At 72.1% G+C, this 25873-nt stretch carries 18 protein-coding genes; 9 read left to right on the top strand and 9 right to left on the bottom strand.

Translation table 11 applies throughout. The features are described 5' to 3' along the window. Positions 1–36: 36 nt before the first annotated feature. The 7 genes from AC4BDD_RS26075 to AC4BDD_RS26045 form a co-directional block, all read right to left on the bottom strand. On the bottom strand, positions 37–1170 hold the full coding sequence (locus AC4BDD_RS26075; protein WP_490687891.1) for a hypothetical protein: 1134 nt from the start codon (positions 1168–1170) through the stop codon (positions 37–39). A 36-nt stretch (positions 1171–1206) separates the two neighbouring features. Continuing rightward, positions 1207–1956, bottom strand: coding sequence for a creatininase family protein (locus AC4BDD_RS26070; protein ID WP_490687890.1), 750 nt, complete (start codon positions 1954–1956; stop codon positions 1207–1209). Beyond that, positions 1932–2873 carry a dihydroorotate dehydrogenase gene (locus AC4BDD_RS26065; protein ID WP_490687889.1) on the bottom strand — a complete coding sequence of 314 codons (942 nt, stop codon included), beginning with the start codon at positions 2871–2873 and terminating at the stop codon, positions 1932–1934. The genes AC4BDD_RS26070 and AC4BDD_RS26065 overlap by 25 nt, the downstream gene beginning before the upstream one ends. Then, positions 2870–3415 carry a hypothetical protein gene (locus AC4BDD_RS26060; protein WP_490687888.1) on the bottom strand — a complete coding sequence of 182 codons (546 nt, stop codon included), beginning with the start codon at positions 3413–3415 and terminating at the stop codon, positions 2870–2872. The genes AC4BDD_RS26065 and AC4BDD_RS26060 overlap by 4 nt, the downstream gene beginning before the upstream one ends. Further along, positions 3412–4800: an aldehyde dehydrogenase family protein gene (locus AC4BDD_RS26055; RefSeq protein ID WP_490687887.1), complete on the bottom strand. Its 1389-nt coding sequence runs from the start codon at positions 4798–4800 to the stop codon at positions 3412–3414. The genes AC4BDD_RS26060 and AC4BDD_RS26055 overlap by 4 nt, the downstream gene beginning before the upstream one ends. Positions 4801–4918: 118 nt before the next feature. Beyond that, positions 4919–6343, bottom strand: a complete 1425-nt coding sequence (locus AC4BDD_RS26050) for a condensation domain-containing protein (protein WP_490687886.1) — start codon at positions 6341–6343, stop codon at positions 4919–4921. Between the two features lie 126 nt (positions 6344–6469). Continuing rightward, positions 6470–7144 (bottom strand): helix-turn-helix domain-containing protein, encoded by a 675-nt coding sequence (locus AC4BDD_RS26045; protein WP_490687885.1) that lies wholly within the window; start codon positions 7142–7144, stop codon positions 6470–6472. A 430-nt stretch (positions 7145–7574) separates the two neighbouring features. Here AC4BDD_RS26045 and AC4BDD_RS26040 point away from each other — a divergent pair, with 430 nt between their 5' ends. The 6 genes from AC4BDD_RS26040 (at position 7575) to AC4BDD_RS26015 (ending at position 18237) form a co-directional block, all read left to right on the top strand. Continuing rightward, the gene (locus AC4BDD_RS26040; protein ID WP_490687884.1) at positions 7575–9344 is read left to right on the top strand and encodes an ABC transporter ATP-binding protein; all 1770 of its coding nucleotides are present in this window, start codon (positions 7575–7577) and stop codon (positions 9342–9344) included. Next, positions 9344–11299 (top strand): ABC transporter ATP-binding protein, encoded by a 1956-nt coding sequence (locus tag AC4BDD_RS26035; RefSeq protein WP_490687883.1) that lies wholly within the window; start codon positions 9344–9346, stop codon positions 11297–11299. Before AC4BDD_RS26040 ends, AC4BDD_RS26035 begins: the two co-directional genes overlap by 1 nt. After that, entirely contained in the window at positions 11283–12860 is a 1578-nt protein-coding gene (locus AC4BDD_RS26030; protein ID WP_490687882.1) for a class I adenylate-forming enzyme family protein, read from the top strand. The genes AC4BDD_RS26035 and AC4BDD_RS26030 overlap by 17 nt, the downstream gene beginning before the upstream one ends. Before the next feature lie 120 nt (positions 12861–12980). Next, positions 12981–13757, top strand: a complete 777-nt coding sequence (locus AC4BDD_RS26025) for a hypothetical protein (RefSeq protein ID WP_490687881.1) — start codon at positions 12981–12983, stop codon at positions 13755–13757. A 20-nt stretch (positions 13758–13777) separates the two neighbouring features. Further along, complete coding sequence (locus AC4BDD_RS26020; protein ID WP_490687880.1) at positions 13778–16036, top strand: protein kinase domain-containing protein; 2259 nt, start codon at positions 13778–13780, stop codon at positions 16034–16036. After that, positions 16033–18237 (top strand): outer membrane protein assembly factor BamB family protein, encoded by a 2205-nt coding sequence (locus tag AC4BDD_RS26015; protein ID WP_490687879.1) that lies wholly within the window; start codon positions 16033–16035, stop codon positions 18235–18237. Before AC4BDD_RS26020 ends, AC4BDD_RS26015 begins: the two co-directional genes overlap by 4 nt. Before the next feature lie 10 nt (positions 18238–18247). On the opposite strand, the gene AC4BDD_RS26010 is transcribed toward AC4BDD_RS26015, so the two are convergent. Continuing rightward, a complete protein-coding gene (locus AC4BDD_RS26010; RefSeq protein WP_490687878.1) occupies positions 18248–21244 on the bottom strand; it encodes an AfsR/SARP family transcriptional regulator in 2997 nt (998 codons plus the stop codon). A gap of 101 nt (positions 21245–21345) precedes the next feature. After that, a complete protein-coding gene (locus AC4BDD_RS26005) occupies positions 21346–21891 on the bottom strand; it encodes a MarR family winged helix-turn-helix transcriptional regulator (protein ID WP_490687877.1) in 546 nt (181 codons plus the stop codon). A gap of 76 nt (positions 21892–21967) precedes the next feature. Between AC4BDD_RS26005 and AC4BDD_RS26000 the strand changes: the two genes are divergently transcribed. The 3 genes from AC4BDD_RS26000 (at position 21968) to AC4BDD_RS25990 (ending at position 25868) form a co-directional block, all read left to right on the top strand. Beyond that, positions 21968–22687 (top strand): SDR family NAD(P)-dependent oxidoreductase, encoded by a 720-nt coding sequence (locus tag AC4BDD_RS26000; protein ID WP_490687876.1) that lies wholly within the window; start codon positions 21968–21970, stop codon positions 22685–22687. A 114-nt stretch (positions 22688–22801) separates the two neighbouring features. Then, the gene (locus tag AC4BDD_RS25995) at positions 22802–23689 is read left to right on the top strand and encodes an endo alpha-1,4 polygalactosaminidase (protein WP_490687875.1); all 888 of its coding nucleotides are present in this window, start codon (positions 22802–22804) and stop codon (positions 23687–23689) included. Positions 23690–23912: 223 nt separating this feature from the next. Further along, on the top strand, positions 23913–25868 hold the full coding sequence (locus AC4BDD_RS25990; protein WP_490687874.1) for an APC family permease: 1956 nt from the start codon (positions 23913–23915) through the stop codon (positions 25866–25868). Positions 25869–25873 lie beyond the last annotated feature (5 nt).

The following is a 25873-nucleotide window of genomic DNA, read 5'->3' as shown; positions in this document are numbered from 1 at the left end:
GCGCGACTTGGGAAGGTCCGGATCGGTCGGCTGGAGTCAGCCGACGACCCAGTAGGTCTTTTCGGGCTTGCCGCCCAACTGCCGCTTCTGGTCGTCGAGACCCTTGACTTCGGAACCGCCCGCGTCCACCTCGCGGATCCCCTGGTCCCACATCTTCTTGAACACGTTCAGCCAGACGTACTGGGGAATCGCGGTGAACCCCGTCGGGTCCTTGAATATTCCGGTCAGCCGTTCCGGAAAACGCATGGACATGGTGCAGTAGAGCGACGCCCGCCGCGGGGCGGTGCGCTCTCCGGCGAAGAACATCACGGGAACCTCGTCCCCGCCGTCGACGGAGAGGCTGCCCAGATAGGCGAAGTAATCGCGTTCGTTCTCGCCGCCGGGCCGCTGGGTGATGATCGCCAGGTAGTCCTCGGGGGTGGATCCGACCACCTCGCCCTTTTCCCGGCGGGCCGTGAAGTACCCCTCCACGATCCCCCTGGCCTGCGCCATCTCCGCCGCGCTGTGACCGTAACGGCGCATGTCGAAGGTCAGGTGGTCGTTCCGTGCCAGGAAGTTCTCGAACCTGCGGAACGCCAGGCGGTTCTTGCTCCGGTACTTGCGGTGCTCCGGTCCCGTCAGGTTCCTCACCCGCAGGCTTCCGCCGGATTGCGGCTCGAAGAGTTCATCGAGGTAGTAGACGCGGTTGGGGTGGGTCTCGTCCTCTTCCGGGGCGACCGGATGCCAGGGATCGGTTTCCACCGGGTCGAATCCGGCCGCGAGGAAGAGCCGCTGGTCGGAGGGCGAGAGATGCCGTACGTAGATCGAGGTCCGGGCCAGCCCCGCCTCGCGCACCGCGGAGATGAAGGACTTCACCGCGGCGACCCGCTCGGGCCCTTTGGGCGCGACGATGTGCAGGTGCTTCGCGGGGTGTGCTTCCTTGCTGAAATAGCCTACGCCGAAGAGGTTCTCGCCGTCATGGAAGACCAGCCCGCATGGATGGCGGGTGCTGGTGCCACGGATGTTGTATCCGTTCGTGTAGAGCATCAGTCCGAGATGCCCCATCGCGAACGACCCGTCCTTGAAGGTCTCGATGGTGTCGAACGACTCCTCGACGGGACGGAGTTTGTCTCCGAAGAGGCTCTGCAGACGTGCTTCGAATTCGTCGCGCTCGGTAGCCGGCAGGCGCATGGGTCCACCTCTGCTCGGAAGTTCGCCGGGATTCGCTCACAGGGTTCGGATGACGCCGTCCACGATGTGCCAGAAGAGCCGCTCGCCCAGGTCGGCGCTGGAGCCGGTGGTGGAGGAGAGCACTCCCTGGTTGGACATGCGGTCCACGTCGACCGGGTGGCGGTAGACGCCGGCCGCCGGCGGGGTGGAGTGCTCCAGCCGCGTGGGGCGGACCACTTCGGGGCGGAGGTACATCATCAGACTGGTCTCGGTCAGTCCGGCGTGTTCGGCGTGCCAGCCGGGGAACCGCGGCGCGTGCTCACCGAGCCAGTCCTCCGCCACCAGGCTCCACCAGCTGAAGGCGGTGATCTCGGTGGCCGGGAAGGTCCGGGCCGGGTCGCAGCCGTCGATCGCCTCGAAGAGCAGGCCCTCGTTCTCGTAGTGGCCGTTGACCACGATCAGCCGGGCCGGCTTCAGCCGGGCGACGGCCCGCAGGACGTGCGTCAGGTAGTCGATGAAGGTCCCGCCGCCGATGTGGAGCGTGCCCGGGAAGTGCAGCCCGCCCCCGCTCTGCGGCAGCGACCGGGCCGAGATCGGCTGTCCGGGCAGCAGCACACCGCCGATCTCCGCGACCAGTTGGCGTGCCAGGGCGTCGGCGATGTCGAAGTCCACCGACAGCGGCAGGTGCGGGCCGTGCTGCTCCAGGCCGCCCACCGGCCACACCAGCGTGGCACCGGCCATCGCCGCGGCCACTTCGGGGCTGGTCAGATCGCCGTACGAGGTCACGTCTTGGACACGCTGCCGCACGTCCGTCCCCCTTTTCCTTGCCGGAGCGCCAGGTCGGCGACGGTGCCGCCGTGGCCGCGCAGCCAGTCGTCGAAGCCCTCGCGGATGGCCGCCAGGGTCTGGTGCATATGGGTGTGCAGCGCGGTGTAGACCTGCACGGCGTCGGCGCCCACGCTCAGGTACTCGGCCACGTCGACCGCGCTGCGCACCCCGCCGCCGCCCATCACCGGCACCGTGGTCCCGCGCCGGCGCAAGCCGTGGAGTTCGGCGAGCACCAGCGGTTTGATGCCGGGGCCCGAGTAGCCGAAGGCGCCGCCGAGCAGCACCTCGCCGGTGTCGGCGTCCACGGCGAGGCCGGGGAGGGTGTCGCTCAGGGTGATCGCGTCGGCGCCGGAGGCCACCGCGGCGTCGATGCGCCGGCGCGCCCCCTCCCCCACCGCGAGTTTGACGCTGAACGGTATGGCGGTGCGCTCGCGCACCGCGCTGGTGTACGCGGCGACGCGCTCCGGGGTGTCGTGCAGTCCGCCCTCCTCGTTCATGCAGGAGATGCCGAGTTCGAGGGCGCGGCAGCCGGTGGCCGCGACCCGCTCGGCCAGCGCGCCGAGCTGGCCGGGTGAGTCCGCGTGCAGGGAGGCGATCACCGGCAGTCGCTCGTCGGCGAAGCGGCGCAGCATGGCGCACCAGTCGTCGATGGAGCGGCGGGAGTAGGTGGTGCTGTTGATCATGCCGGTGGGCAGGCGCAGCAGGCGCTCGTTGCCGGCGGGCGCCGGATTGGGGTGGATGGTCTTGGTGACCACGGCGCCCGCCCCGGCGGCGATGAGTCTGCGGATGTTGCGTTCCTGGTCGGTGAGGAGGCCCGAGCCGACGATGACGGGTGAGGTCAGGGAGAGTCCCAGGATCTCGGTGGCCGAGGGATTCTGGTGGCTGGCGGGACTCACTCCGACATCACGACCTCCCGGCCCACCTTCCGTAACAGCAGCAGCAGGTCGGCGGGGTTGCGGTGCACCTCGGCGAGGTCGAAGACGCTGACGTCGGCCACCGCGGGCAGCCCGCGCAGCAGATGGCTGGCGTTGGCGGCCATCGGCAGGGGCGTCACCGCCACGATCGGTCTGCCGAGTGCGGAGGCCCAGCCGAGTTCGATGTGGGTGCCGTCGGTGCGCATCAGGTCGCCGTCGCCGTCGACCGGGAGAACGGGGACGAACACGTCGCAGCGGCGCATCCAGCCCAGGTCTCGCACGCTGACGCGCTCCGGAGTGAACAGCGGGGTGTCCTCGCCGAACTTCTCGGCGACGTGCGCGGAGAAGACGTTGCCGCCCGCGGCCGACACCGTCTCGATGACGTCGTGGATGGCGTGCCGCAGCGGTGCGTGGAACCCGCCGGGCTGGATGGCGTGCTGGATGGGTCCGCCGACGAAGACGTTGACCCCGGTCAGGTCGACCAGCGGTGAGCCGTCGGCGCTGCCGGAAGTGGTGTCGCTCATGCCTGCTCCTGATCTCCTCCGCGGAGGGAGAGGTGGTGGATTTTGATCTGGGTGTATTCGAGGAGGCCCCAGTGGCCGTACTCGACGCCGATGCCGGAGTGCCGGTGGCCGCCGAAGGGCACGTCGGGGCGGAGCCGCCCGTGGTCGTTGATCCACACGGTTCCGCAGTCCAGGGCCCGGGCCGCCTCGGCCGCCCGTTCCTCGTCGCCCCAGAGCGAGCAGCCCAGGGCGAACGGTGAGGCGTTGGCCCGCGCGATCGCCTCGGCCGGCTCCTGGTAGGGGATGACGGGGATGACCGGGCCGAACTGCTCCTGGACTTCCAGGCCGGTTCCCTGCGGGAGGTCGGTGACGACGGTGGGCGGGTAGAAGTGGCCGGGGCGGTCCAGCGCCCGGCCGCCGGTGACGAGCCGCGCTCCGGCGCGTACCGCGTCGTCCACCAGCGCCGCCACCCAGTCGAGTTGGTCGCGGCTGACCAGCGGGCCGTACTCGGTGGCCGGGTCGAGCCCGTCGCCGAGCACGGCGGCCTCGGCCAGCTCGGCGAGGACCTCGGTGAGCTGGGCGCAGAGCGCCCGGGGCGCGTAGATCCGTTTGACCGCGGCGCAGAACTGGCCGCTGTTGACCATCGCCTGCTCGAACAGGTGCCGTGCGGTGCTCTCGACGTCCGCGCCGGGCAGCACGATGGCGGGGTCGTTGCCGCCGAGCTCCAGGACCAGCCGGGTGAAGTCGGTCGCGGCCTGCCGGGCGATGGCCCGGCCGGTGGCGACCGAGCCGGTGAAGGACACCAGCCGCACGGCCGGGTGGCCGGTCAGCCGGGCGCCCAGCTCGCCGTCGCCGACGACGGTCTGGAGGACGCCCGGCGGCAGGACCCCGGCCAGCACCTCACCCATCAGCAGAGTGGAGAGCGGGGTGACGGGCGAGGGTTTGAGGACGACCGTGTTGCCCGCCAGCAGCGCCGGGGCGATCTTGCAGACGGCGAGCAGGATGGGGTAGTTGGAGGGTGCGATGGCCGCGACGACGCCGTGCGGCACACGTTCCAGTGTGATCCGCGCGGTGGCCTCCTCGGCCAGCGGCTCGGGCGTCAGGGAGAGTTCGGCGGTGTGCGCGAACCACTCGGCGGCCAGCTGGACTTCGGCCCGCGCGTGCCGCAGGGGTTTGCCCTGCTCCCGGGTGAGCAGCTCGGCCACTTCGGAGGCGGAGCCGAGCAGGGCGCGGTGGCAGTCGAGCAGGTGCCGGCGGCGGTCCGCCGGCGGCAGCGCCGCCCACGTCGGGAAGGCGCGGGCCGCGCCGTCCACCACCGTCTCCAGCTGTTCGGCGCCGCAGCCGGGAGCGTGCGCGAAGACCTCTCCGAGCGCGGGGTTCTCCACCGGTATCCGCTGTGCTGACATGGTTCTTCGCATCCCCCGTTCGACTTATCCGTGCTGTTGCGTGTGGCATAGGCCGCGGAAACAGTTTCACCGCGGGCGGGAAATACCGGCACCTCCACTTTGGGGTATGGCCATGTGGCTACACCGAAAGGGCGGCCAAAGGCCGGTGCGGGGCTTCCGGTCGCTCGGAGAATTCCACGATGAGCCGCTCGACATCGCGGAGGAAGGCATGCACCTCGGCCGGCCGGAAAACCGCCGTCTCGGTGTTGAGGACCAGCCGCAGCCGGCCGGGCTCCTCGTCGTCGGCGACGAGGAAGAAGGTCTCTCCTTCCTCGAAGTCGTGGCGCTCGATGACGGTGTCGGCCATGGCGGCACGCACCAGGCGGGCCGGCGCCCGCTCCGCCGCGGCTCTCGTCCGGTGTTCCTCGCGGATGTCGTTGAAGCAGCAGGACAGGCTGATCTCGGCCGAACGCTCCACCTCGGCCGCGCGGATCAGCTCCTCCACCCGGTCCGGATCGAACAGCCCGTTGGCGTACGCGGTGGTGCACGCGGCGAAGGCGCCGCGCGCGATGTCCCCGACGGTCTCGCCTCGCAGGTCGACCGTGGCCAGCACCTCCTGGTGCAGGTTGGCTACGGCGCCGTGGAGTTCCGGGCCGGAGCGGTTGGCGGCCAGCAGTTTGACGGCGCAGGAGGACAGCCCGGCGCGTTGCCCGAGCAGCAGCGCGACGACGGTGAGCAGGGCCGCCGAGGTGCTGACCCGCCAGCGTGCGGCGAGGACCGGCAGGGCCAGGGCGGCGGCCGTGGAGTCCATGGCCGCGCTGTAGCGGGCGGGGCCGCCGGCCGGGCCCGAGGTGGCGCGGTAGGGGAACATGGTGGCCGGGGCGGTGGCCAACTGGCGCTGCCAGTAGGCGTGTGAGCGGGCGAGCAGGGCCTGGCCCCGGGGGGATCGCTCGTACCGGAGCTGCTCGGCCGGCTGGCGGGCCGGCTCGGCGGGCGGCGCGGGGCTGGGGGCCTTGGCGGACGGCATCCCGGGGAGGGCGGTCCGGGCGGCGAGCAGGCGCGGCAGGTCCGCGGTGAGCCGGCGCATGGACATCAGGTCGGCGGCGAGGTGGGACACGCAGAAGGCGGCGAGCACCGGCCTCGCGCCGTCGGTGACGACCATGGCCCTCAGTGGCGGGCCGGCCGCGAGGTCGAAGGGGCGCCGCCGCATCCGCTGCCGCCAGGCGTGCAGCACCGCGCGCGGGTCCTCCTCGGCCCGGGCCGGGCAGATCTCGGCCTCGAAGGACCCGGAGCGCAGTACCCGCTGCACCAGCGTCCCGTCCCGGTCCTGCCGGAAGGCGGTGCGCAGCGATTCGTGGCGGCGGAGGAGTTCGCCGCAGGCGGCGAGCACGTCCTGTGCCGTGCCGTCGCCCGGCAGGTCGACCGGGAGGCACACATCGTAGAAGGTGGCGTCCGGCATTTTCCGCTGGATCAGATTCCACATCTGACGCTGGGCGCAGGTGGCCGGTGCGGTGACGGAACGCCTCCCGGCGAAGGGAATGCGGCGCAGCATGAATTCCGCCATGACTGACGTCCTTTCCGCTCGTCGACTGCTGTCGAGAACGGATTCACGTTAGCCAGCGGATTCACCCGGGTGTACCCGCTCTTGTGGTCATGCCCTTTTGGCCGGCCGGTCTTGGGTGACGCCCGGTCAGGGCGGCTCGATGAGGCCCGTCTGGATGGCGGTGACCACGGCGGCGGTCCGGTTGGGCACCCCCAGCTTGAGCAGCAGGCTCGCCACGAGCCGTTTGGCGCCGTGACTCGATATCTCCAGGCGCCGGGCGATCTGCTTGTTGCTCAGGCCCTCGGCGAGCAGGAGCAGCACCTCGTTCTCCCGCGCGGTCACGGCGACCTTGCGGCGCCGCCGGAGCCGGCCCACCCCGCTCGCCCGGTCCAGCAGGGCACGGACGAGCGACGCCGGTATGGGCACCTCGTTCCCCGCCATGCTCTGGAGGGCGTCCTCGACGGCGGTGGGCGTCAGTTCGGTCTGGACCAGGAATCCGTCCGGCGCGTAGGGGCCGGAGAGGATCGTTTCGTCTATATCGGCGCCACGTAACAGGAGAAGTATCTTCGGCCGCGTCCCGTGAATGTTCTCCGGCACCCGATCGGGAATGTAATCGGCTTCGTGAATGAAAAGAATATCGACGTCGCCGGCGCCCAGCACCGATTCGACATCCTGCCAGCTTTCGCAGTGTCTGACCTCGCCGACGACGGACGTCTCCGCCAGCAGGGCTTTCAGCCCGAGATGCAGGACACCGTCACCGACAAAGGTCGTGACAACCAGTTGCCGCTCCCGCGCGGGGGTTTCGCATGCTACTTGCCTCACCGCACTCCTCAGGACAGGGGGGCCGATCGGCCCAATTCAACCCTTACCCCCACCTTGAACCTGCAACCAATGTGCAACAGCAATTTTCAGTCAGTAACCTCCGTCACACAGGGTACCGGAGCATATACCACCACAGCGACCTGAAATGAAAATATGCCGCATACAACGCATACCGGTTGTCTGGCCGGTTTTTTTCTGGGCCGCCCGCGAAATTCACGGCGCGGAACTGCAGGGTTTTGTTTTCCTGGAAAAACGAGTACGTTCCTGCATCGGCGCGCCCGGACATCTATTTTCCGACACCTGTGGACGACACGATGAAAATAAGCGGCGCAACCGCCGTAGAGCCCCACTGCCAGCCCTTGGCGCAAAATCGCCCCCGCCCGCTGAACCCCGGCGGCGGAGGAAATTCACATTCCCGTGAGGAGAGCCGATGACCGCCGGGACCCCGGACAGCGTGGGCCGCTGGCTGCTGTCGCAGATGCGGCGTTTCCGCTGGTACATCGCCGGCCATCTGCTCGGCAGTGTGGTGTGGCAGTCGCTCACCGCCGCCATCCCGCTGGTCGTCGGGCTCGCCTTCGACGAGGTCCTGGACGACGACGGATCGCAGGGCCTGGGCACCTTCCACGCGATCTGCGCCGGGCTGCTGGTCCTGGTGCTGGTGCGCGGGGTATGCGGCATCGCGGCCACCTACTCCCTGGAGACCTTCGCCAGCGGCCTGGAGCGCGACGCGCGCGCCGGTGTCTTCGCCGGCCTGCTCCGCAAGAAACAGGGCTTCTTCAACCGGCACCGCACCGGCGACCTCTCCGCCCGGGCCACCGGTGACGCCGAGGCGCTGAACCTGATGGTCTCTCCCGGCTTCGACATGGCCGTGGACCTGGCGCTCAACATCGCGATGCCGATCGTCTTCATCGCGCTGATCGACTGGCGGCTGCTGCTGTCCCCCCTGCTGTTCGTCGCGCTCTTCGCGGTGGCGCTCTGGGAGCACGGGCGGCGGCTGGAGCCGATCTCCGACCTCACCCGCGAGCGCTTCGGCGCGATGACCGCCCAGGCCACCGAGAGCCTCGACGGGATCGAGGTGGTCGAGGCGGCCGGCGGAGCGGACCAGGAGCGGGCGCGCTTCAACCGGCTCGCCGCCGAGTACCGGGAGGCCGCCGTACGCCAGGCGCACACCCAGGCCCTGTCCTTCCCGCCGCTGCTGCTGGCGCTGGCCACCGCCGGGGCTCTGCTCCACTGCGTCCACCTGCTCCGCGAAGGCTCCCTGAGCGTCGGCGAACTGGTCGCCGTACTGGGCCTGATGGGCACCCTGCGGGCCCCCACCCAGCTGGCCTCGTTCAGCATCGGGCTCATCTACTTCGGGCTCTCCGGGGCGCAGCGCATCCTGGAAATCATCAACGACCGGGAAGGCGAGGACGAGCAGGGCGGACGGCACGCGGCCCGCATCGAGGGCGAGGTGGTGATGGAGAACGTCACCTTCGGGTACGACAGCGGCAAGCCCGTGCTGCGCGAGGTGTCCTTCCGCGCCGCCCCGGGCAGCACGGTGGCGCTCGTCGGGCCGACCGGCAGCGGCAAGTCCACCCTGCTGCACCTGCTGAACCGCACCTACACGCCCGACCAGGGGCGGGTCCTCATCGACGGCGTCGACACCGCCGACTGGGATCCGGCCTCGCTGCGCTCCCAGATCGCCGTGATCGAGCAGGACATCGTGCTGTTCTCCCGCACCATCGCCGAGAACCTGAGCTTCGGCTCCGGACCGGACACCGAGCGGAAACGGCTGGAGGAGGCGGCCCGCACCGCCCAGGCGCACGACTTCATCACGGCCGCCGAGCACGGCTACGACACCGTCGTCGGCGAGCGCGGGCTCACCCTCTCCGGTGGGCAGCGCCAGCGCCTGGCCATCGCCAGGGCACTGGTCTCCGAGCCCCGCATCCTCGCCATGGACGACGCGACCAGCGCCGTGGACAGCGTCACCGAGCACCATCTGCAACGGGCGATGCGCGGCGCCTCGGCCGGGCGCACCACGTTCCTGATCACCCCCCGGCTGTCCCGGATCCGCAGCGCCGACCTCGTCATCGTCTTCGACGCCGGCCGGATCATCGCCCAGGGCACACACCGGCAACTGCTGCGCGACTGCGAGTTGTACCGCAGGATCTTCGCGCCCTATGCGGGCACCGGTGCGCGGGCCACGGAAGGAGCCCACTGATGGCACATCTGCTGGACGGCATCGAGGCCGACGCCTTCGACCGGCGTTACGGCGACCGCCGGCTGGTCCGGCTGGTCGCCCCCTATTTCCGCGGGCACGGCGGCGCCGTGGTGTTCGTCACCGTGGCCGTGGTGGTGGCGGCGGTGGCGGGCAGCGCCGCGCCGGTCCTCCTCGCCCGCACCGTCGACTCGGCGCTGGGAGACGACTCCGACGGCAAGGTGACCCTGCTGGTCTCCGCCATCCTGCTGGCGGGCGCCGTCGCCTGGCTCTTCACCTTCCTCCAGCAGCGCCTCACCGGCACGCTCGTCGGCGACGTGGTGCTCAGGCTGCGCGAGGACGCCTTCCACGCGGCCACCCGGCAGGACATGACGTTCTACGACACCCACCCCACCGGCGCGGTCGTCAGCCGGGTCACCAACGACACCCAGTCGTTCGCGACGCTGGTCAGCATGGTGCTCTCGCTGCTCGGACAGGTGCTCATGGTGCTGCTGCTCATGGTGGCCCTGTTCGTGATCAATGTGCCGCTGGGCCTGGTCACCGCCGCGGTGGCCGGGGCGATCGTCGCGGTCAGCCTGGGCTTCCGCAGCCGGGCGCGCGCCGCGTCGCTGCGGCAGCAGCAGGCCCTGGCCGAGGTGAGCGGCTATGTGCACGAGACGCTGCGCGGCATCGCGGTGGCGCGCAACCACCGCGGTGAACAGGCTGCCGAGGAAGGGCTGCGGGAGGTCAACGGGCGCTGGTTCACCGCGAGCGTCCGGCTGAACCGGCTGTTCAGCGGCGTCTTCCCGCTGCTGATCTCGCTGACCGGGCTGGGCACGGCCGCGGTGGTGCTCATCGGCGGGCACGCCGTGGACGCGGGCGACCTCTCGGCGGGTGAGTGGGTGCTGTTCCTGGAGGCCCTGACGCTGTTCTGGTCGCCGCTCACCAGCATCGCCTCCTTCTGGAACCAGCTCCAGCAGGGACTCGCGGCCGGCGAGCGCATCTTCTCCCTGATCGAGCGGGAGCCGGCGGTGCGGCAGACCGGGCAGCTGCCGGTGGAGCGGCTGCGCGGCGAACTGGAGCTGCGCGAGGTCCGCTTCGGCTACAGCGCCGACCGCCCGGTGCTCAAGGACGTCAGCCTGAAGATCGCCGCGGGTGAGACCGTCGCGCTGGTCGGGCACACGGGTGCGGGCAAGTCCAGCCTGGTGCGGCTGCTCACCCGCGCCTACGAGTTCCAGCGGGGCAGCCTGCTCGTCGACGGCCAGGACGTGCGGACCCTCGACCTGGCCCAGTACCGGCGGTGTCTCGGCGTGGTCACCCAGACCCCGTTCCTCTTCACCGGCACGGTCGCGGAGAACATCGCCCTGGGCCGGCCGGGGGCGGACCGCGCCGAGATCGAGGCGGCGGCGCACGCGGTAGCCGGCGGGGACTGGCTCGCCCAGTTGCCCGAGGGGCTCGACACCCCCACCGACGAGGGCGGACGCAACCTCTCCACCGGGCAGCGGCAGATCATCGCGCTGGCGCGGGTCTTCCTCCAGGACGCCTCGGTGTTCATCCTCGACGAGGCGACCGCCAGCGTCGATCCGCTGACCGAGGCGCAGATCCAGGAGGGCCTGGACACACTCGCCGCCGAGCGCACCACCATCGTGGTGGCCCACCGGCTGCCGACCGTGCGCAAGGCCGACCGGATCGTCGTCGTCGACGACGGGCGGCTGATCGAACAGGGCGACCACGACGCGCTGATGCGGCAGGGCGGCGCCTATAGCCGGCTGTACGAGCGGTACTTCCGCTACCAGCACCCGGATGTCGACCCGGCCGACGAGCCGGCGGCCGACGGCGCGGAGCCGGCGGGGGCGCGACACGGCGAGGCGACGACCGGTGACCGGGCCGCGGGCACGGGCACGGACGAAGAAGCGAGTACTCGTGAAGGGGCGGGTACGGACGAAGAGGCGGGTGCGGTCGATGTCATCAGCGGTTGAGACCCCCGGCACGCTCTGGGAGCTGGTGCGCCGCGCCGCCCGCGACCACCCCGACGCCACAGCGGTGCGCCACGGCGACCAGGCGGTCACCTTCGCCGCCCTGCGCGAGGCGGTCCTGACCGCCGCGCGGCGGCTGTACTCCGGTGGCGCGGCCACCAGCGGCACGGCGGTGCTGCTCTTCGAGAACACCCTGGACTGCGCGGTGGCCTTCCTGGCCGCGGCCCGCGCCGGGGTCCGGCTCGTCCCGGTGGAACCCGACACCAGCACCGCCCGGCTGCTGGCCCTGCGCCGCGAGCTGGGACCGCTGACCGTCATGGGCCACGAGGCGAGGTTGCGCGCACTGCGCTCATCGGACACCGCGGCCCAGGACCTCGGGGCCGGTGGCGCGCTGCTCTCCGTCGAGGAGCTGGCGGCCCGGCTGTCCGCGTCACCGCCGCCCGCCGCCCTGCCGCTGCCGGCACCCGGGCCCGACGAGCCCTTCCTCTACCAGTACACCTCCGGTTCCACCGGCGAGCCCAAGGCGGCCGTGCACTCCCAGCGCGACCTGGTGAACGGCGGGGAGATCTACGCCCGCACCTACGCCATCACCCCGGCCGACCGGGTGCTGGCCGCGGTCCCGCTGCTGCACTCGTTCGGCATGGTCGCCGGGCTGGTCAGCGCGGTGTCCGCGGGCGCCCAACTGGTGCTGCTCGGCCGGTTCGTGCCCGCCGCGCTGCTGCGGACGCTGCACAAGCGGCGCTGCACGGTCCTGGTGGCCACCCCGCTCGCCTACGATCTGCTGGCCCGTTCGGCGGCCTCGGCGCCGGATGGGCCCGAACCCGCCGCCTCCCTGCGGCTGTGCCTCTCCTCGGGCGCCGCGCTCCCCGCCGCGGTGGCGGACCGCTTCAAGGAGCGGTGCGGGCTGGGCGTCCAGCAGGTGTACGGCAGCACCGAGGCGGGCGTGATCGCCGCCCAGCTCCCTGAGGACGAGGCCGTGGCGGGCCCGGGGGTGGGACGGCCGGTGCGCGGGGTGCGGATCCGGCTGCTCGACGAGGAGGGCGAGCCGGTGCCGCCGGGCGCCACGGGCAGTCTGCTGGTGCGTACGCCCGCGATGTTCACCCACTACCTCGACCGGCCGGACGCCACCCGTCGCGCGTTCCGGGACGGCTGGTACGTGACCGGGGACATGGCCCGTACCGATGCCGAAGGCCGTCTGCACCTGGTGGGGCGGAAGGACTCCTTCATCAACGTGGGCGGCAAGAAGGTCAATCCGACCGAGGTGGAGGCGGCGCTGCTGGCCCATCCTGCGGTCGCCGAGGCGGTGGTGTGGGGAGAGGCCGCCGGAGGCGCCACCGGATCCACCAGCGAGCAGGTCCGGGCGACCGTGGTGGCGCTGACGCCGCTGACCCCGGCCGAGCTCGCCGCTCACTGCCGGGAGCTGCTCTCGCCCCACCAGGTGCCCGGCAGCATCGAGTTCGCCGCCTCGCTGCCGAAGAGCGCGCTGGGCAAGATCCGCCGGGCGGCGGTGGCCGAGGCCGGAGCCCGGCGCGCGGGAGGGCGGCCCGCGCCTCCTGCTGAGTGAGCCGCCCCGGTCGTCGAGGGGTGTCGGGAGCACTCGCCCGGCACCCTGCCGGCCGTCCGCACCGCCGCCCTTCAGCGGAATTTCATCGGGATTGCAGCGTCCGGCGGAAGGCTCGCTCCCGTGAGTGAGCCCCCACAGATGAACGCCCCGGCCCAGCCGCCGCATCCGCCCTCTGCCTGGTCGCAGCAGCTTCCGGCGACGCCGCCGCAGAACGGTGCGCCGACCGGGGGGCGGCGCGGCGGCGCGCGGCCCTGGCTGATCGGCGGCGGCGCGGCACTCGCCGTGGCCGCGGTCGTCGGCGTGGTCATCGCCACGTCGGGGAGTGACGGAAAGAGCACCACGTCGGGCAAGTCCCCCGGCGTCCCGGGCGGCGCCGTGAAGCCCGCGGTACCGGCGGCGAAGACGTACAGCAAGGCGCCCGAAGGGTGCGACCTGATCAAGGCGTCCACCCTCGCACGCATCGCGCCCGGAACCGAGTGCGTGCCCTCGCAGTTGGACCAGGCCACCATGGCGGCGATGATCACCAGGATGCCGCGCTGGGAGACCCCCATGGGCTACGGCGGCCCGATGCTGAACGTGGACGTGAGCCTCTCGATCTCCCCGGCGGCGCAGGGGATGTACGACATGAACAAGAAGTCCGCGCTCACCGCCCTGAAGAAGGTGCGGACGACCACCGACTCCCGGCCGGTCGGCGGCCTCGGCGACGAGGCGCACGTCGTCCACGCCGTGGACAAGGACCCGGGGGGCTTGGCGGAGGCAAAGGTGATCGTCCGCTCGGGCAACGCCGTGTTGACCGTGGGCTACACCTACGACACCGAGGACTCCACCAAGAACCAGCAGCAGGCCGAGGACGCCGCCATCGCCGCGGCCCGCGACGTGCTCGGCTCGCTCAGCTGACCGCGCGCCCCGACGCGACCATGCACACGCCAGCGCACGGCGGCAGCGACCCCACGGTCCCGCAGCCGCACACCACCCTCCCCCAGCCGCACACCACAGCCCCGCAGCAGGCCCCGAGCCCGCAGCACGCCGTGGACCCGCAGCGGCCAAGCCCCGGGCGGATCGGCCCCTACGAGGTCTTCCAGCTGCTGGGCGAGGGCGGCATGGGCCGGGTCTTCCTGGCCAGGTCACCGGGGGCGCGCCTGGTCGCGCTGAAGGTGATCCGGCCCGAGTACGCCGAGGCCCCGAACTTCCGCGGCCGTTTCAAGCGCGAGGCAGACGCCGCCCGGAGGGTGAGCGGCTTCTACACCCCGCCGGTGCTCGACGCGGACGCCGACGCCCACCAGCCCTGGCTGGCCACCGCCTACATCCCCGCGCCCTCCCTGCACGAGGTCGTACGCCGCTTCGGCGTGCTGCCGGAACCGGCGCTGCGGGCTCTGGGCACCGGCCTCGCGGAGGCTCTGCTCGCGATCCACGCCGTCGGCATCGTCCACCGCGACCTGAAGCCCGGCAACGTCCTGGTGGCCGAAGACGGGCCCCGCGTCATCGACTTCGGCATCAGCCGCGCCGTCGACGCGACCCAGGTGACCCGGACCAACGCCGTCATCGGGACGCCCGGGTTCATGGCCCCCGAGCAGATCGTCTCGAGCCGCGAGGCCGGCCCGGCGGCCGATGTCTTCTCGCTCGGCTGTGTGCTGGCCTTCGCCGGCACCGGCCAGGGCCCCTTCGGCACCGGGAACACCGCCGAGATCCTCTACCGGGCCGTGCACGCACCGCCGCGCCTGGACGGCGTACCCGAAGGCTTGCGTGCGCTGATCACGGCCTGCCTGGAGAAGGACCCGGCCCGCAGGCCGGCCGCCGGCGCGGTCCTCACCGTGCTGGGTTCGGCCGAACCCGCCGCGCTGCTCACGCCGGGGCTGCGCGAGGACCTCGCCCGTCGGGCGGCGCACGCCGCCGTCCTGGTGGCCGCGCCGCCGCTGCCGCCGGCCCCGCTGGACACCGCGGGCCCGGCCGGGCCGAGCCGCCGCCGCTTTCTGGGCATCGCCGCGGCGGGCGGGACCGCCGTGGCGGCCGGGGGCGCCGCGGCGCTGGCCTGGTGGCCGTCCGCGCCCCGCCGCACCACGGCCCACGGCAGCGGCAGGGTGGGCAGCACCGGCCGCAGCGGCCCCCGGGTGCCCGCGGGCCCGAGGCCGCGGTGGTCGACCCCGCTGCCGCCCCTCCAGAGCGCTCGACTGCGGCTCCTGGGCGAGACCACCCTGGTGCGCTGGGACCAGCGCACCGCGGTCGGCTACGACACCGCGACCGGAGAGCGGCGGTGGACGGCCAAGCCCCGGGTACCGTCCGACGCCAGCGGCGAGCCGGACTTCATCGGCGTCCACGGGTCGACGCTGTTCGCGACGGCCTGGAGCGGCGAACGCGGCTATCTGCTCGGCCTGGACGGCGACGGAGAGCCGGTGTTCACCCACCCGGTCACCAAGGTGAGGGAAGGGTCGTCCGGCTACGCCGACCACATCCATGACGTCTTCTGCGTCACCGGCTCGGTCGCCCTCCTCGGCACCTCCGGCAATGAGGGCTACGGCGTGTACGCCGTGGACGTCGCCACCGGGAAGGTGCTGTGGTCCCGCACGGTGCACGGCAGCGACTTCCACGCCCACGCCGCCGGGCGGACCTGCTTCCTGCACGACGCCGACACCGTCCACGGCCTGGACCTGCGCACCGGCGAGGTGCGCTGGACGGTCCCGAAGGTCCTCAGGCCCGGCGACTACCCGGGCATCACCACCGACGGGGACGCGTTCTTCGTCACCAGCACCAAGGTGCGGGCGTTCCGCGCCACCGACGGCGCCAGGCTGTGGACCGCCGTCGACGAGCCGACCAGCCTCAACCCGACCGCCGTACGGGGACGTCGGGCCTACCTCGCGGACGGCCAGAGCACCGTCTTCGCCCTCGACACGCGCAGCGGCGAGCAGCTGTGGCACACCGCCAGTCCGCTGACCCTCGACCCCGGCGGCGCGCTGGACCCGGGCCCCTCCGTCACCCCCTCGGTGGTGGTGCTGCCCCTGTTCACCGCCGTCACCCCGGGCTTCATCGTCCTGCGCGCCTCGGACGGCGAGGTCCTGTGGGCACACCAGGGCGCCGCATCGAAGAACAAGAGCGAGGCATGGCGGGTGCAGACGACCGGCACCGCCATCTACGCCGCCTCCGACACCACCCTCCACGCCTTCCGGAGCGACCCCCGATGACCCTGCCGAGCACACCAAGCACACCGAGCACACCGAGCACACCGAACACGCCGAACACGCCGACGGCGCAGGCCACGTCAAGCCCGCGGGCCGGCACCGCGGCCCCCCACATCGGCCCCTACCGGGTGATCCGGGAACTCGGCGCGGGCGGCATGGGCCGCGTCCTGCTGGCCGCGTCGCGCAGCGGCCGTGCCGTCGCCGTCAAGGTCGTACGCCCCGAGCTGAGCGCCGACCCGGACTTCCGGCGCCGTTTCAGGGCCGAGGTGGACGCGGCCCGAGCGGTCGGCGGCGCCTTCACCGCCCCGGTCGTCGACGCCGACCCGGAGGCGCCGCAGCCCTGGCTGGCCACCGCGTACATCCCCGGCCCGGCACTCTCTGACGCCATCACCACGCACGGGCCCATGCCCGAGCCCACCTTGCGGGTGCTCGGCGCGGGCCTGGCCGAGGCGCTGGCCGCCATCCACCGCGCCGGGCTCATCCACCGCGACCTCAAACCCTCGAACATCCTGCTCACCTCCGACGGGCCCCGGGTCATCGACTTCGGTATCAGCCGGGCCGTCGACGGCACCGTGCTCACCGCCGAGGGCCAGGTGATCGGGTCGCCCGGCTTCATGTCGCCCGAGCAGTCCACCGGGGCGGAACTCACGCCCGCGAGCGACGTGTTCGCCCTCGGTGCCGTGCTCGCCTACGCCGCCACCGGCAGCCCGCCCTTCGGCACCGGCGCGGCCCACGCACTGCTCTACCGCGCCGCCCATGAGGCGCCCGAGCTGGAGGGCGTCCCGCCCGCCCTGCTCGGCATAGTCGCCGCCTGCCTGGAGAAGGACCCGGCCCGGCGGCCGGCCGTCGAGCAGCTGAGGGCCTGGCTGCGGCCGGCGACCACGGCGGGCTGGCTCGGAGCGGTCGCGCTCCAGGTGGCCGAGGACGAGCGCGGCCTCCACGACGAGGTACGCCCCGCTCGGTTCGGCCGGCGGCGGCTGCTGTTCGGCGGTGCGGCGCTGGCCCTCACCGCGGCCGCGGGAGGCGCCGCGCTCCTGCTCCGCTCGCGCGACGGGGACGCGCCCGCCACGCCGGAACTCTCCTGGTCCAAGGACGTCCCGCAGCCGGACATGTCCCTGCTCGCGGTGACCTCCTCCACCCTGCTGTGCGCGGGGAGGACCTCGGGGGCCTGCTACGACCGGTCCACCGGAAAGCTCCTCTGGCAGGACCTCAGCGGCCAGAACACCGACGCCTTCGCCGACGACAAGCGCGTCTACACGGTACGTACCGACGGCAAGCTCCACGCCTTCGACGGCCGGACCGGGAAGCCGCTGTGGGAGGCGTCCCCGACGACGAGCGGCGCGCCCCAGCTGGAGTTCGCCGACGACTCGCTGGTGGTGACCACCGGCGACGACGGGCGCTTCCAGTGCCTGGACGCGTCGGACGGGCGGGTGCGGTGGCGGACGCCGGACATGGGAGCCTCCACGGCCGTCGGCACCACCCCTCAGGGGCGGCCGATCCTGCGGGGCAGCGCGTCTCAGACCTCCACCGCCGCGATGCTCAGCGGCTACACCGCCGTCGATCCGGACACCGGCGACCGCCTGTGGTCGAAGGATCTCGTCACCCTCCACGCGCCGCCCAGGAGCACGGTGCTCTACGCCGTCGACGGCGACATGAAACTGCACGGTCTCGATGCCGCCGACGGCGAGACGCTATGGAGCGAACCCACCCAACTGCCTCCGACCAACAGTCAGGTCCTCAACTACTGGCACTCCTTCAGCCTCAAGGACGGAATGCTGTTCTGCTACCCGGGCACCGGCGCGAACGGCGCGACCAGCGGGCTGCTCGCGGCCTTCGATCCGGAGACGGGGAAGACGCTGTGGAGCAAGCGGACCGCCGCCCGGGGAAACCGGGGTTACGACCGCTCCGGCGCGACCGTCTGCTACCTCGACAAGGTCCTGCACGCCGTCGATGCCGAGACCGGCACCGAGCGCTGGACGGCGGGCTCCGGCCTCGGCGAACTACAGTTCCTGGGCGCGCTCGGCGGCCTGTTCCTGGTCGCGGCGGCGAAGGGGCTGTACGGCTTCCACGCCGGCACCGGCGAACAGCTCTGGCACCACCCGGCCAGCGGCGGCTCCGGCTCCTGGTCGGCCTTCCCCGTCGGTGACCACCTCTTCGCGGGCTGGTCCGGCAAGCTGTTCTGCTTCTCGGTCCCCAAGGCGTAGGGGGTGTCCGTCAGCGGGCTTCGCACTCTTCCAGTCCCGCGGTCGCCAGCGCCTGCTCCATGGGGTACTCGTTCGCCCTGGGCACGGCCAGCGCGGTCCGGAACTCCTCCTCGGCCTCGGCGACCCGGCCTCCGGCGAGGTAGGTGCGGCCCAGCCGGCAGCGGATGTCCATCTCCAGCCGGTCGTAGTGGGGTTCGGTGAGCGGGGAGAGCAACCCGTGCCGGGTGAGCGCCTGGTGGTGGTAGGCCTCGGCCGCGCTGAGGTTCCCCTCGCCCTGCTCCGCCGAGCCCAGCCGGGTCAGCAGGAGCGCGTGCAGCAGGACGTCCCCGACCTGCTGGATCAGGTCGGTCGCGCGGCGGAGCAGCAGCTTGGCCTCGCGGTGGTCGCCGCGGGCCTGGTGGACGTCGGCGGCGTTGGTCAGGGCCATGCTGATCATGCGGGGTCTGCCGTTCTTCTCGGCGTGCGGAAGGGCTGCGTCAAAACAGCCCAGCGCCTCCTCGTGCCGCCCCTGCATGGCGTGGACGGCGCCGAGTACGCACAACCCCATCGCGGTGAGCCAGGTGTCGTCCAGCCGCTGGGCCAGCTCCACCGCCGCGGTGAGATGCGGGATGGCCTCCTCGGCCCGGCCCGAGTTCAGTTCGGCGGTCCCCAGGCCCGTCAGGGCCCGGGCGGCTTCCCGCTGGTCCGTGTGGCGGCTGAGGTGGAGTGCCTCGGTGAACCAGGCGTGCGCTTGGGCGAACCGGCCCTGGTAGATGTCGGCGATGCCCATGGCGTTGCGCAGGGCGAGGGCCATCCGCCGGTCGGTGGCCTCGTCCGCGCAGGCGAGCGCGATGTCGAGGGCGGCTCGGCACTCATGGTGGCGACCCCGGCGTATGAAATAGTCGCTCAACGCTTCGGCGAGCCAGCAGGCGTAGTCGGCCTCGCCGAGCGCCGCGGCGTATCCGACGACGTCGACGAGCTCCGCGCCGGCCGCCTCCAGCCATCCGTCCGCCTCCTTCCAGTCCGCGAACGGCGATCCGACGGGTTGCGGCCCGGTGGAGAAACCGCCCGGGCCCCAGTCGCTGGTGATCCGGCCCGCGTCCAGATAGAGGCGTAGTGCCGCCGTGCGGGCCGCTCGGACCTCGGCCTCGGCCTCGGAGGGCGCGGATTCCGCGAGCCGCCGCGCGTGCACCCGCACCAGGTCGTGCAACCGGTAGCGACCGGGACGAGGTTGCTGGAGCAGACTGGCATCGACCAGGCTCTCCAGCATCCGCTCGGCGTCGTGGGCCGGCCACCCCAGCATGGCCGCCGATGTGAGCGCGTCGCACTCGACCGTCGGCGCCAGGCCCAGGGCGCGGAATCCGCGCTGCTGGTCGGGCGTGAGCTGGTCGTAGGAGAGGCGGAAGGCCGCCTCCACGCTGCGGTCCCCGGCACTCAGCTCGCCGAGGCGGCGCTCGTCGCCCGCCATCCTGTCCACCAGGTAGGCGAGCGTCCAGGCCGGGCGGGTCTGCAGCCGCGCTCCGGCGATGCGCAGTGCCAGCGGGAGTCCGTCGCACAGCCGGACCAGCTCGCGTGTCGCCTCCGGCTCCTGGTCCGCGCGCCCCTCCCCGACGAGGTGCCTGAGCAGGGAGAGGCCCTTGCCGGACTCCAGGGGCTCCAGGCTGACGCGTCGATCGGCTTCCAGTCCGGCCAGCCGCCGCCGGCCGGCGACGATCACCTTGCTGCCCGGACCGGCGGGCAGCAACGGCCTTACCTGTTCCGCGCTCAGCGCGTCGTCCAGCACCAGGAGCAGCCGCAGCGAGCTGGTCGCGCCCCGCCAGGCCGCGGTGAGGTCATCGAGGTCATCGGGGACCTCGCTGTCGGCCGCGCCGACCGAGCGCAGCAACCGCCGCAGCACGCGCTCCGGTGGGAGGCTGCGCCGTTCCGCGCTGTGCGCGCGCAGGTCCACGAAGAGGCAGCCGTCCGGATAGTGGTCGCGGAGCGCGCGGGCCGCGCGGACCACGAGCGCGGTCTTGCCGACCCCGGCCGTGCCGTCCACCGCCACGATCGACAGGGATTCGTGCGGCGAGGGGGCGGTCAGCAGGGCCAGTTCGGGCTCTCTGCCGACGAGACGGCCGATGTCGCCGGGCAGATCGTTCACCGGCGCGCGGCGCGAGGAGGCGGCGGAAGCCTGGGGCGGGCCGGCGGACCCGACGCCGGCCGGGGCGACCGCCGAAGCAGCGACGGAGCGCGCCGCCGCGGCCCCCAGGAGCCGCTCGTCATCCCGGCGCAGCACCGCCTGGTGCACCCGGAGGAGTTCCTCGCCGGGGTCCACGCCGAGCTCCTCGCGCAGCCGCTCGCAGGTCTCCTGATAGGCGCTCAGCGCCGCGACCTGACGTCCGCTGCCGTAGAGGGCGCGCATCCGCAGCGCCGTGAGCGACTCGTCGTACGGATCGGCCGCGCACAGAGCGGCGAGGTCATCGAGGGCGTCGGCGGACCGGCCGAGAAGGACCAGGCACTCCAGCCTCTCCTGCTCCGCCGTGCGCTGCCGCTGCGCCAGCCGCTGCCGCTCACCCTGCGCGAACGGCCCCGGCAACCCTGCCAGCGGCTCGCCCCGGCCCAGGGCGCGCGCGCCGGAGAACCGGTCGAGCGCGGTGGCGAGGTCGCCGGACGCCCTGGCGCGCCGTGCCTCGCCGGCCAGTTCGGCCAGCTCCGTGACGTCGAGCCGCGCACCGTCGCCGACGAAGCGGTACCCCTCCCGGCCGCTGCGGATCACCGACCCCGACCGTCCGGCGCCTTCGGTGTCCAGCGCCTTGCGCAGCGGGTAGACGTAGCTCGGCAGGATCCGGCGACCGGACCCCGGCGGCTGTGCACCCCACACGTCGTCGAGCAGCTGCTCATGGCTGACCGGCGTGCCCGGGCGCAGCACCAGCGCGGCCAGCACCGCCTGCCGCCGTACCGGTCCCAGGTCCAGCCGCGTCCCGTCCCGCCAGGCCCGCACCGGCCCGAGCACCGCGATCCGCAGCCGCCCTGGAGCACCCCCGCCCATCCCGAACAGCCTCCGCTCGCAACGTCATCCCGATTTCATCGGCATTCCAGCGCCTCACCGGCCATCGGCGCAAACTCGCCGGCCGCGGCTGGAGGGCCGGCTCAGCCCTCTCGCCGGGTGGTGCGTCGCCGGACGTCGGCGAGCAGCTTGTCCAGCAATCCGGCGAGCGAGGCGCGTTCGTCCGCCGACAGGTCGCTGACGAGCATCGCTTCGCGTCCGAGGACGGCGTCGACGGACCGCTCGATGAGCGCGTGGCCCTCGTCCGTCAACGACACCAGGACCGACCGGCGGCCCGCTCCTCCCGGCGTTCGCCGGACGAGTCGCTGGCCTTCGGCCCGGGCGACGCGCTGCGAGATCGCCCCGGCGGTCACCAGCGTCCGCTGGGCGAGCTCTCGTGTGCTGAGGGTGTAGGGCGGGCCCGAGCGGCGGATGACGGAGAGCAGGTCGAGGGTGGCCGCGTCGATGCCCGCCGCGCGCAGCACCCGGCCGCGGTCGTCCCCGAGGAGCTTCGCCAACTGCCAGATGGGCGTCACGATCTCGATGGACTCGGTCGGGGTGCCCGGTCGTTCCCGCTGCCAGGCCGCGGCGATCTCGGCGGCGGGGTAGGACGGCGCGGGGTCGCCTTCGGCGGGGTCGGCGTCGATCACGGTGCGAACCTCCGTCAGGAGCAGCTATGTTGGGACCTGGGTTTAGGTCTAAACGTAGCAGTGCACAGGAGGAGCCTTGAACCGCATCGTGCTCGTCACCGGAGGCACCAGCGGCATCGGCCGCGCGATCGCCGCACGGTTCGCCGCCGACCAGGCGGAGGTCTTCATCACCGGACGCCACGCCGACACCGTCGAGAAGGCCGCCCACGAGCTGGGTGTGCACGGCGTGGTCTGCGACGCGACCGACCCCGGTCAGGTCGCGGCACTCGGCGCCCGGCTCGGTGAGAGGCTCGATGTCCTGGTCAACGCGGCCGGCGGCCTGGCCGAATCCCCGTCCCCCGAGGGATCTCCCCTGGAGGCGCTGCTGGCCCAGTGGCAGACCAACCTGGCCCAGAACCTCCTGGGCGCGGTCCTGACCACCGCCTCGGCGCGAGAGATGCTCACCCCGGGCGGCTCCGTCATCAGCATCGGTTCGATCGGCGCCGAGCGCCGAGGCGGCTCCTACGGAGCGGCCAAGGCCGCGCTGGCCTCCTGGAACGCCTCGCTCTCCGGCGAACTCGGCCCCCTCGGCATCACCAGCAACGTCATCTCCGCGGGCTACATCGCCGACACCAACTTCTTCCGCGGCGGGCTGACCGACGAGCGCCGCGAGGCGCTCGTCCAGGAGACCCACAACAAGCGTCCGGGCACGGTCGACGACATCGCCGAGACGGCCTACTTCCTCGCCTCCCCCGGCGCCCGGCACATCACCGGCCAGACCCTCCACGTCAACGGCGGAGCGTTCACCACGCGCTAGGGGATGCCCGACTGGTCGGCGTGCGACCGGAGATGGCCCGCGCCCGGGCGGGCGGGGCGGGATGATAGGCAGGCCCGCCCGCCGCGGGCCCATACCCGACAGGAGCCCCGAACCATGGTCGACCGCTTCCGCCTTGCCCTGCACCGCGTGCTGACGGCGGCGACTCTGTGCGGTGCCCTCGCGGCGGCCGTGACCGGATGCTCCGCCTCCGACGGCCAGGACACCAGCGCCCCGGACCACTCCACCACCGCCCCGCGGACCGCGGACCCGGGGCGCACGGACAAGGTGGTCCGGCCGGAGCCGGGCGTCGGATTCGACTACCAGATCGGCGGGGGCTACGCGCCGCCGAGGGGCGTACGCGCGGTCTCCCGCGACCGGACCGACAAGCCGGCGCCCGGGCTGTACAACATCTGCTACGTCAACGCCTTCCAGGCCCAGCCGGACGCCACCGACTGGTGGCAGGCCCACCACCCCGACCTGCTGCTCCGCGACGACGATGGCGCGCTCGTCATCGACCAGGACTGGGACGAGGCGCTGCTGGACATCTCGACACCCGCCAAGCGCGAGCGGCTCGCCGCGATCATCGGCGAGTGGATCGACGGGTGCGCCGCGGCCGGCTACCAGGCGGTCGAGGCCGACAACCTCGACTCGCACGAGCGCTCCCAGGGCCTGCTGACCGCCGATCATGATCTGGCCTTCGGGAAGTCGCTCGTCGCCCGAGCCCACGCGGCCGGTCTGGCCATCGGCCAGAAGAACGCCGCCGAGCTGGTACGGCAAGGGCGGAGTCTGGGATTCGACTTCGCGGTCGCCGAGGAGTGCGGACAGTACGACGAATGCGACGCCTACGCGGAGGCGTACGACGACCGGGTCTTCGTCATCGAGTACAAGAAGGCGGGACTCGCCGCCGCCTGCGAAGCCTGGGGCGAGAGGCTGTCGGTCGTCCTGCGCGACCTGGACGTCTCCCCGGCCGGCGACGCCGGATACCGCCGCCGCACCTGCTGAACCTGTCGCCGACCTGCGCGCGCCTATACCACCCCACGGCACTGCGCGCCATCGACACTGCGTAGTCCTGATGCGCGGCCCCCGCTACCCTCGCCCGTCTTAACGGAAGCTTGACGCGTCCGGAGGCTTCTCCGTGGGCCCACGCCTCACTCTCTGCATACGCTGGTGCCGCCGTCCGCGTGATGGCCGAAAAGAAGCTGAGCCCCACATCAGGAGCACGTCGATGGCCGCCAACGAGAACCCCCCTTCCAGTCGCCTGCGGGCCTGGATGCTGGAGGGACTGTCCGACATGGGCAAGCACGGCGGTGCGACCGGCCCCCACGCCCAGCCGGAGCCCCCGCACAAGGGGCAGCGCTGGTGGCGGGTGATGTGCCTGACCGGGGTGGACTACTTCTCGACCCTCGGCTACCAGCCGGGCATCGCCGCCCTGGCCGCCGGTCTGCTCTCCCCCATCGCGACGATCGTGCTCGTCATCGTCACCCTGGCCGGCGCGCTTCCGGTCTACCGGCGGGTGGCCGAAGAGAGCCCTCGCGGCGAGGGCTCCATCTCGATGCTGGAACGCCTGCTCTCCTTCTGGAAGGGCAAGTTGTTCGTCCTCACCCTGCTGGGCTTCGCGGCCACGGACTTCCTGATCACCATCACCCTCTCCGCCGCCGACGCCTCCACCCACCTGGTCGAGAACCCCCACCTGGCCGACTCGCTCCACGACAAGCAGGTGCTGATCACCCTGGTGCTGGTGGCGCTGCTCGGCGCGGTGTTCCTCAAGGGCTTCCTGGAGGCGATCGGCGTCGCCGTCGCCCTGGTCGGCGTCTATCTCGCGCTCAACGCGGTCGTCGTGGTCGTCGGCCTGTGGCACGTCGCGACGGCCGGGCATGTGGTCACCGACTGGACCAGCGCCCTGACAGCCGAACACGGCAACGTCTTCGTCATGATCGGCGTGGCGCTGGTCGTCTTCCCGAAGCTGGCCCTGGGTCTGTCCGGCTTCGAGACCGGTGTCGCCGTGATGCCGCACGTCCAGGGGGACGACAGCGACACCGAGGAGCACCCCAGGGGCCGTATCCGCGACACCAAGAAGCTGCTGACCGTCGCGGCCGTCATCATGAGCTGCTTCCTGATCACCACGAGCTTCATCACGACGGTGCTGATCCCGGAGAAGGAGTTCGAGGCGGGCGGTCAGGCCAACGGGCGCGCCCTGGCCTACCTGGCCCACGAGTACCTGGGCGGCACCTTCGGCACGGTCTACGACGTCTCCACCATCGCCATCCTGTGGTTCGCCGGCGCCTCCGCCATGGCCGGCCTGCTCAACCTGATGCCGCGCTACCTGCCCCGCTACGGCATGGCCCCGCACTGGGCACGCGCCGTCCGCCCGATGGTCATCGTCTTCACCCTGATCGCCTTCCTGGTCACCTGGATCTTCGACGCCGACGTCGACGCCCAGGGCGGCGCCTACGCCACCGGCGTCCTGGTGCTGATCAGCTCCGCCGCCATCGCGGTCACCATCGCCGCGCGCAAGGCGGGGCAGCGCAACTGGACCATCGCCTTCGCGGTCATCTCCGCGGTGTTCCTCTACACCACGGTCGTCAACGTCATCGAGCGCCCGGACGGCGTGAAGATCGGCGCCTGCTTCATCGCGGGCATCATCCTGGTCTCCCTGCTCTCCCGCCTGGCCCGCGCCTTCGAGCTCCGCGTGACGAGCGTGACGCTCGACGACATGGCGGAACGATTCATCCGGGACATGGCCAGCCGCAAGATCCGGTTCATCGCCAACGAGCCCGACGCCCGCGACAAGGCCGAGTACCGCGACAAGATCGAGCAGATCCGGTCCGACAACGACATGCCGGAGCGGGAGGACTTCGTCTTCGTCGAGGTGACGGTCACCGACCCCTCCGAGTTCGAAGCGGGCCTGACGGTGCGCGGCGAGGTCCTCCATGGCCGCTACCGCGTCCTGACCCTGGAGTCCTCCTCCATCCCCAACGCCCTGGCCGCCCTCCTGCTCCACGTCCGCGACACCACCGGCCGCACGCCGCACATCTACTTCGAGTGGACCGAAGGCAACCCGTTCGCCAACTTCCTGCGCTTCTTCCTCTTCGGCCAGGGCGAGGTCGCCCCGGTCACCCGCGAGGTGCTCCGCGAGGCAGAACCGGACCGGGACCGCCGTCCCCGCGTCCACACCGGCTGACGCCG

It is taken from the genome of Streptomyces sp. JLBT605 (assembly GCF_058215555.1).
The sequence above is the reverse complement of the archived record's forward strand: the minus strand, read 5'-3'. Positions and strand labels throughout refer to the sequence as shown.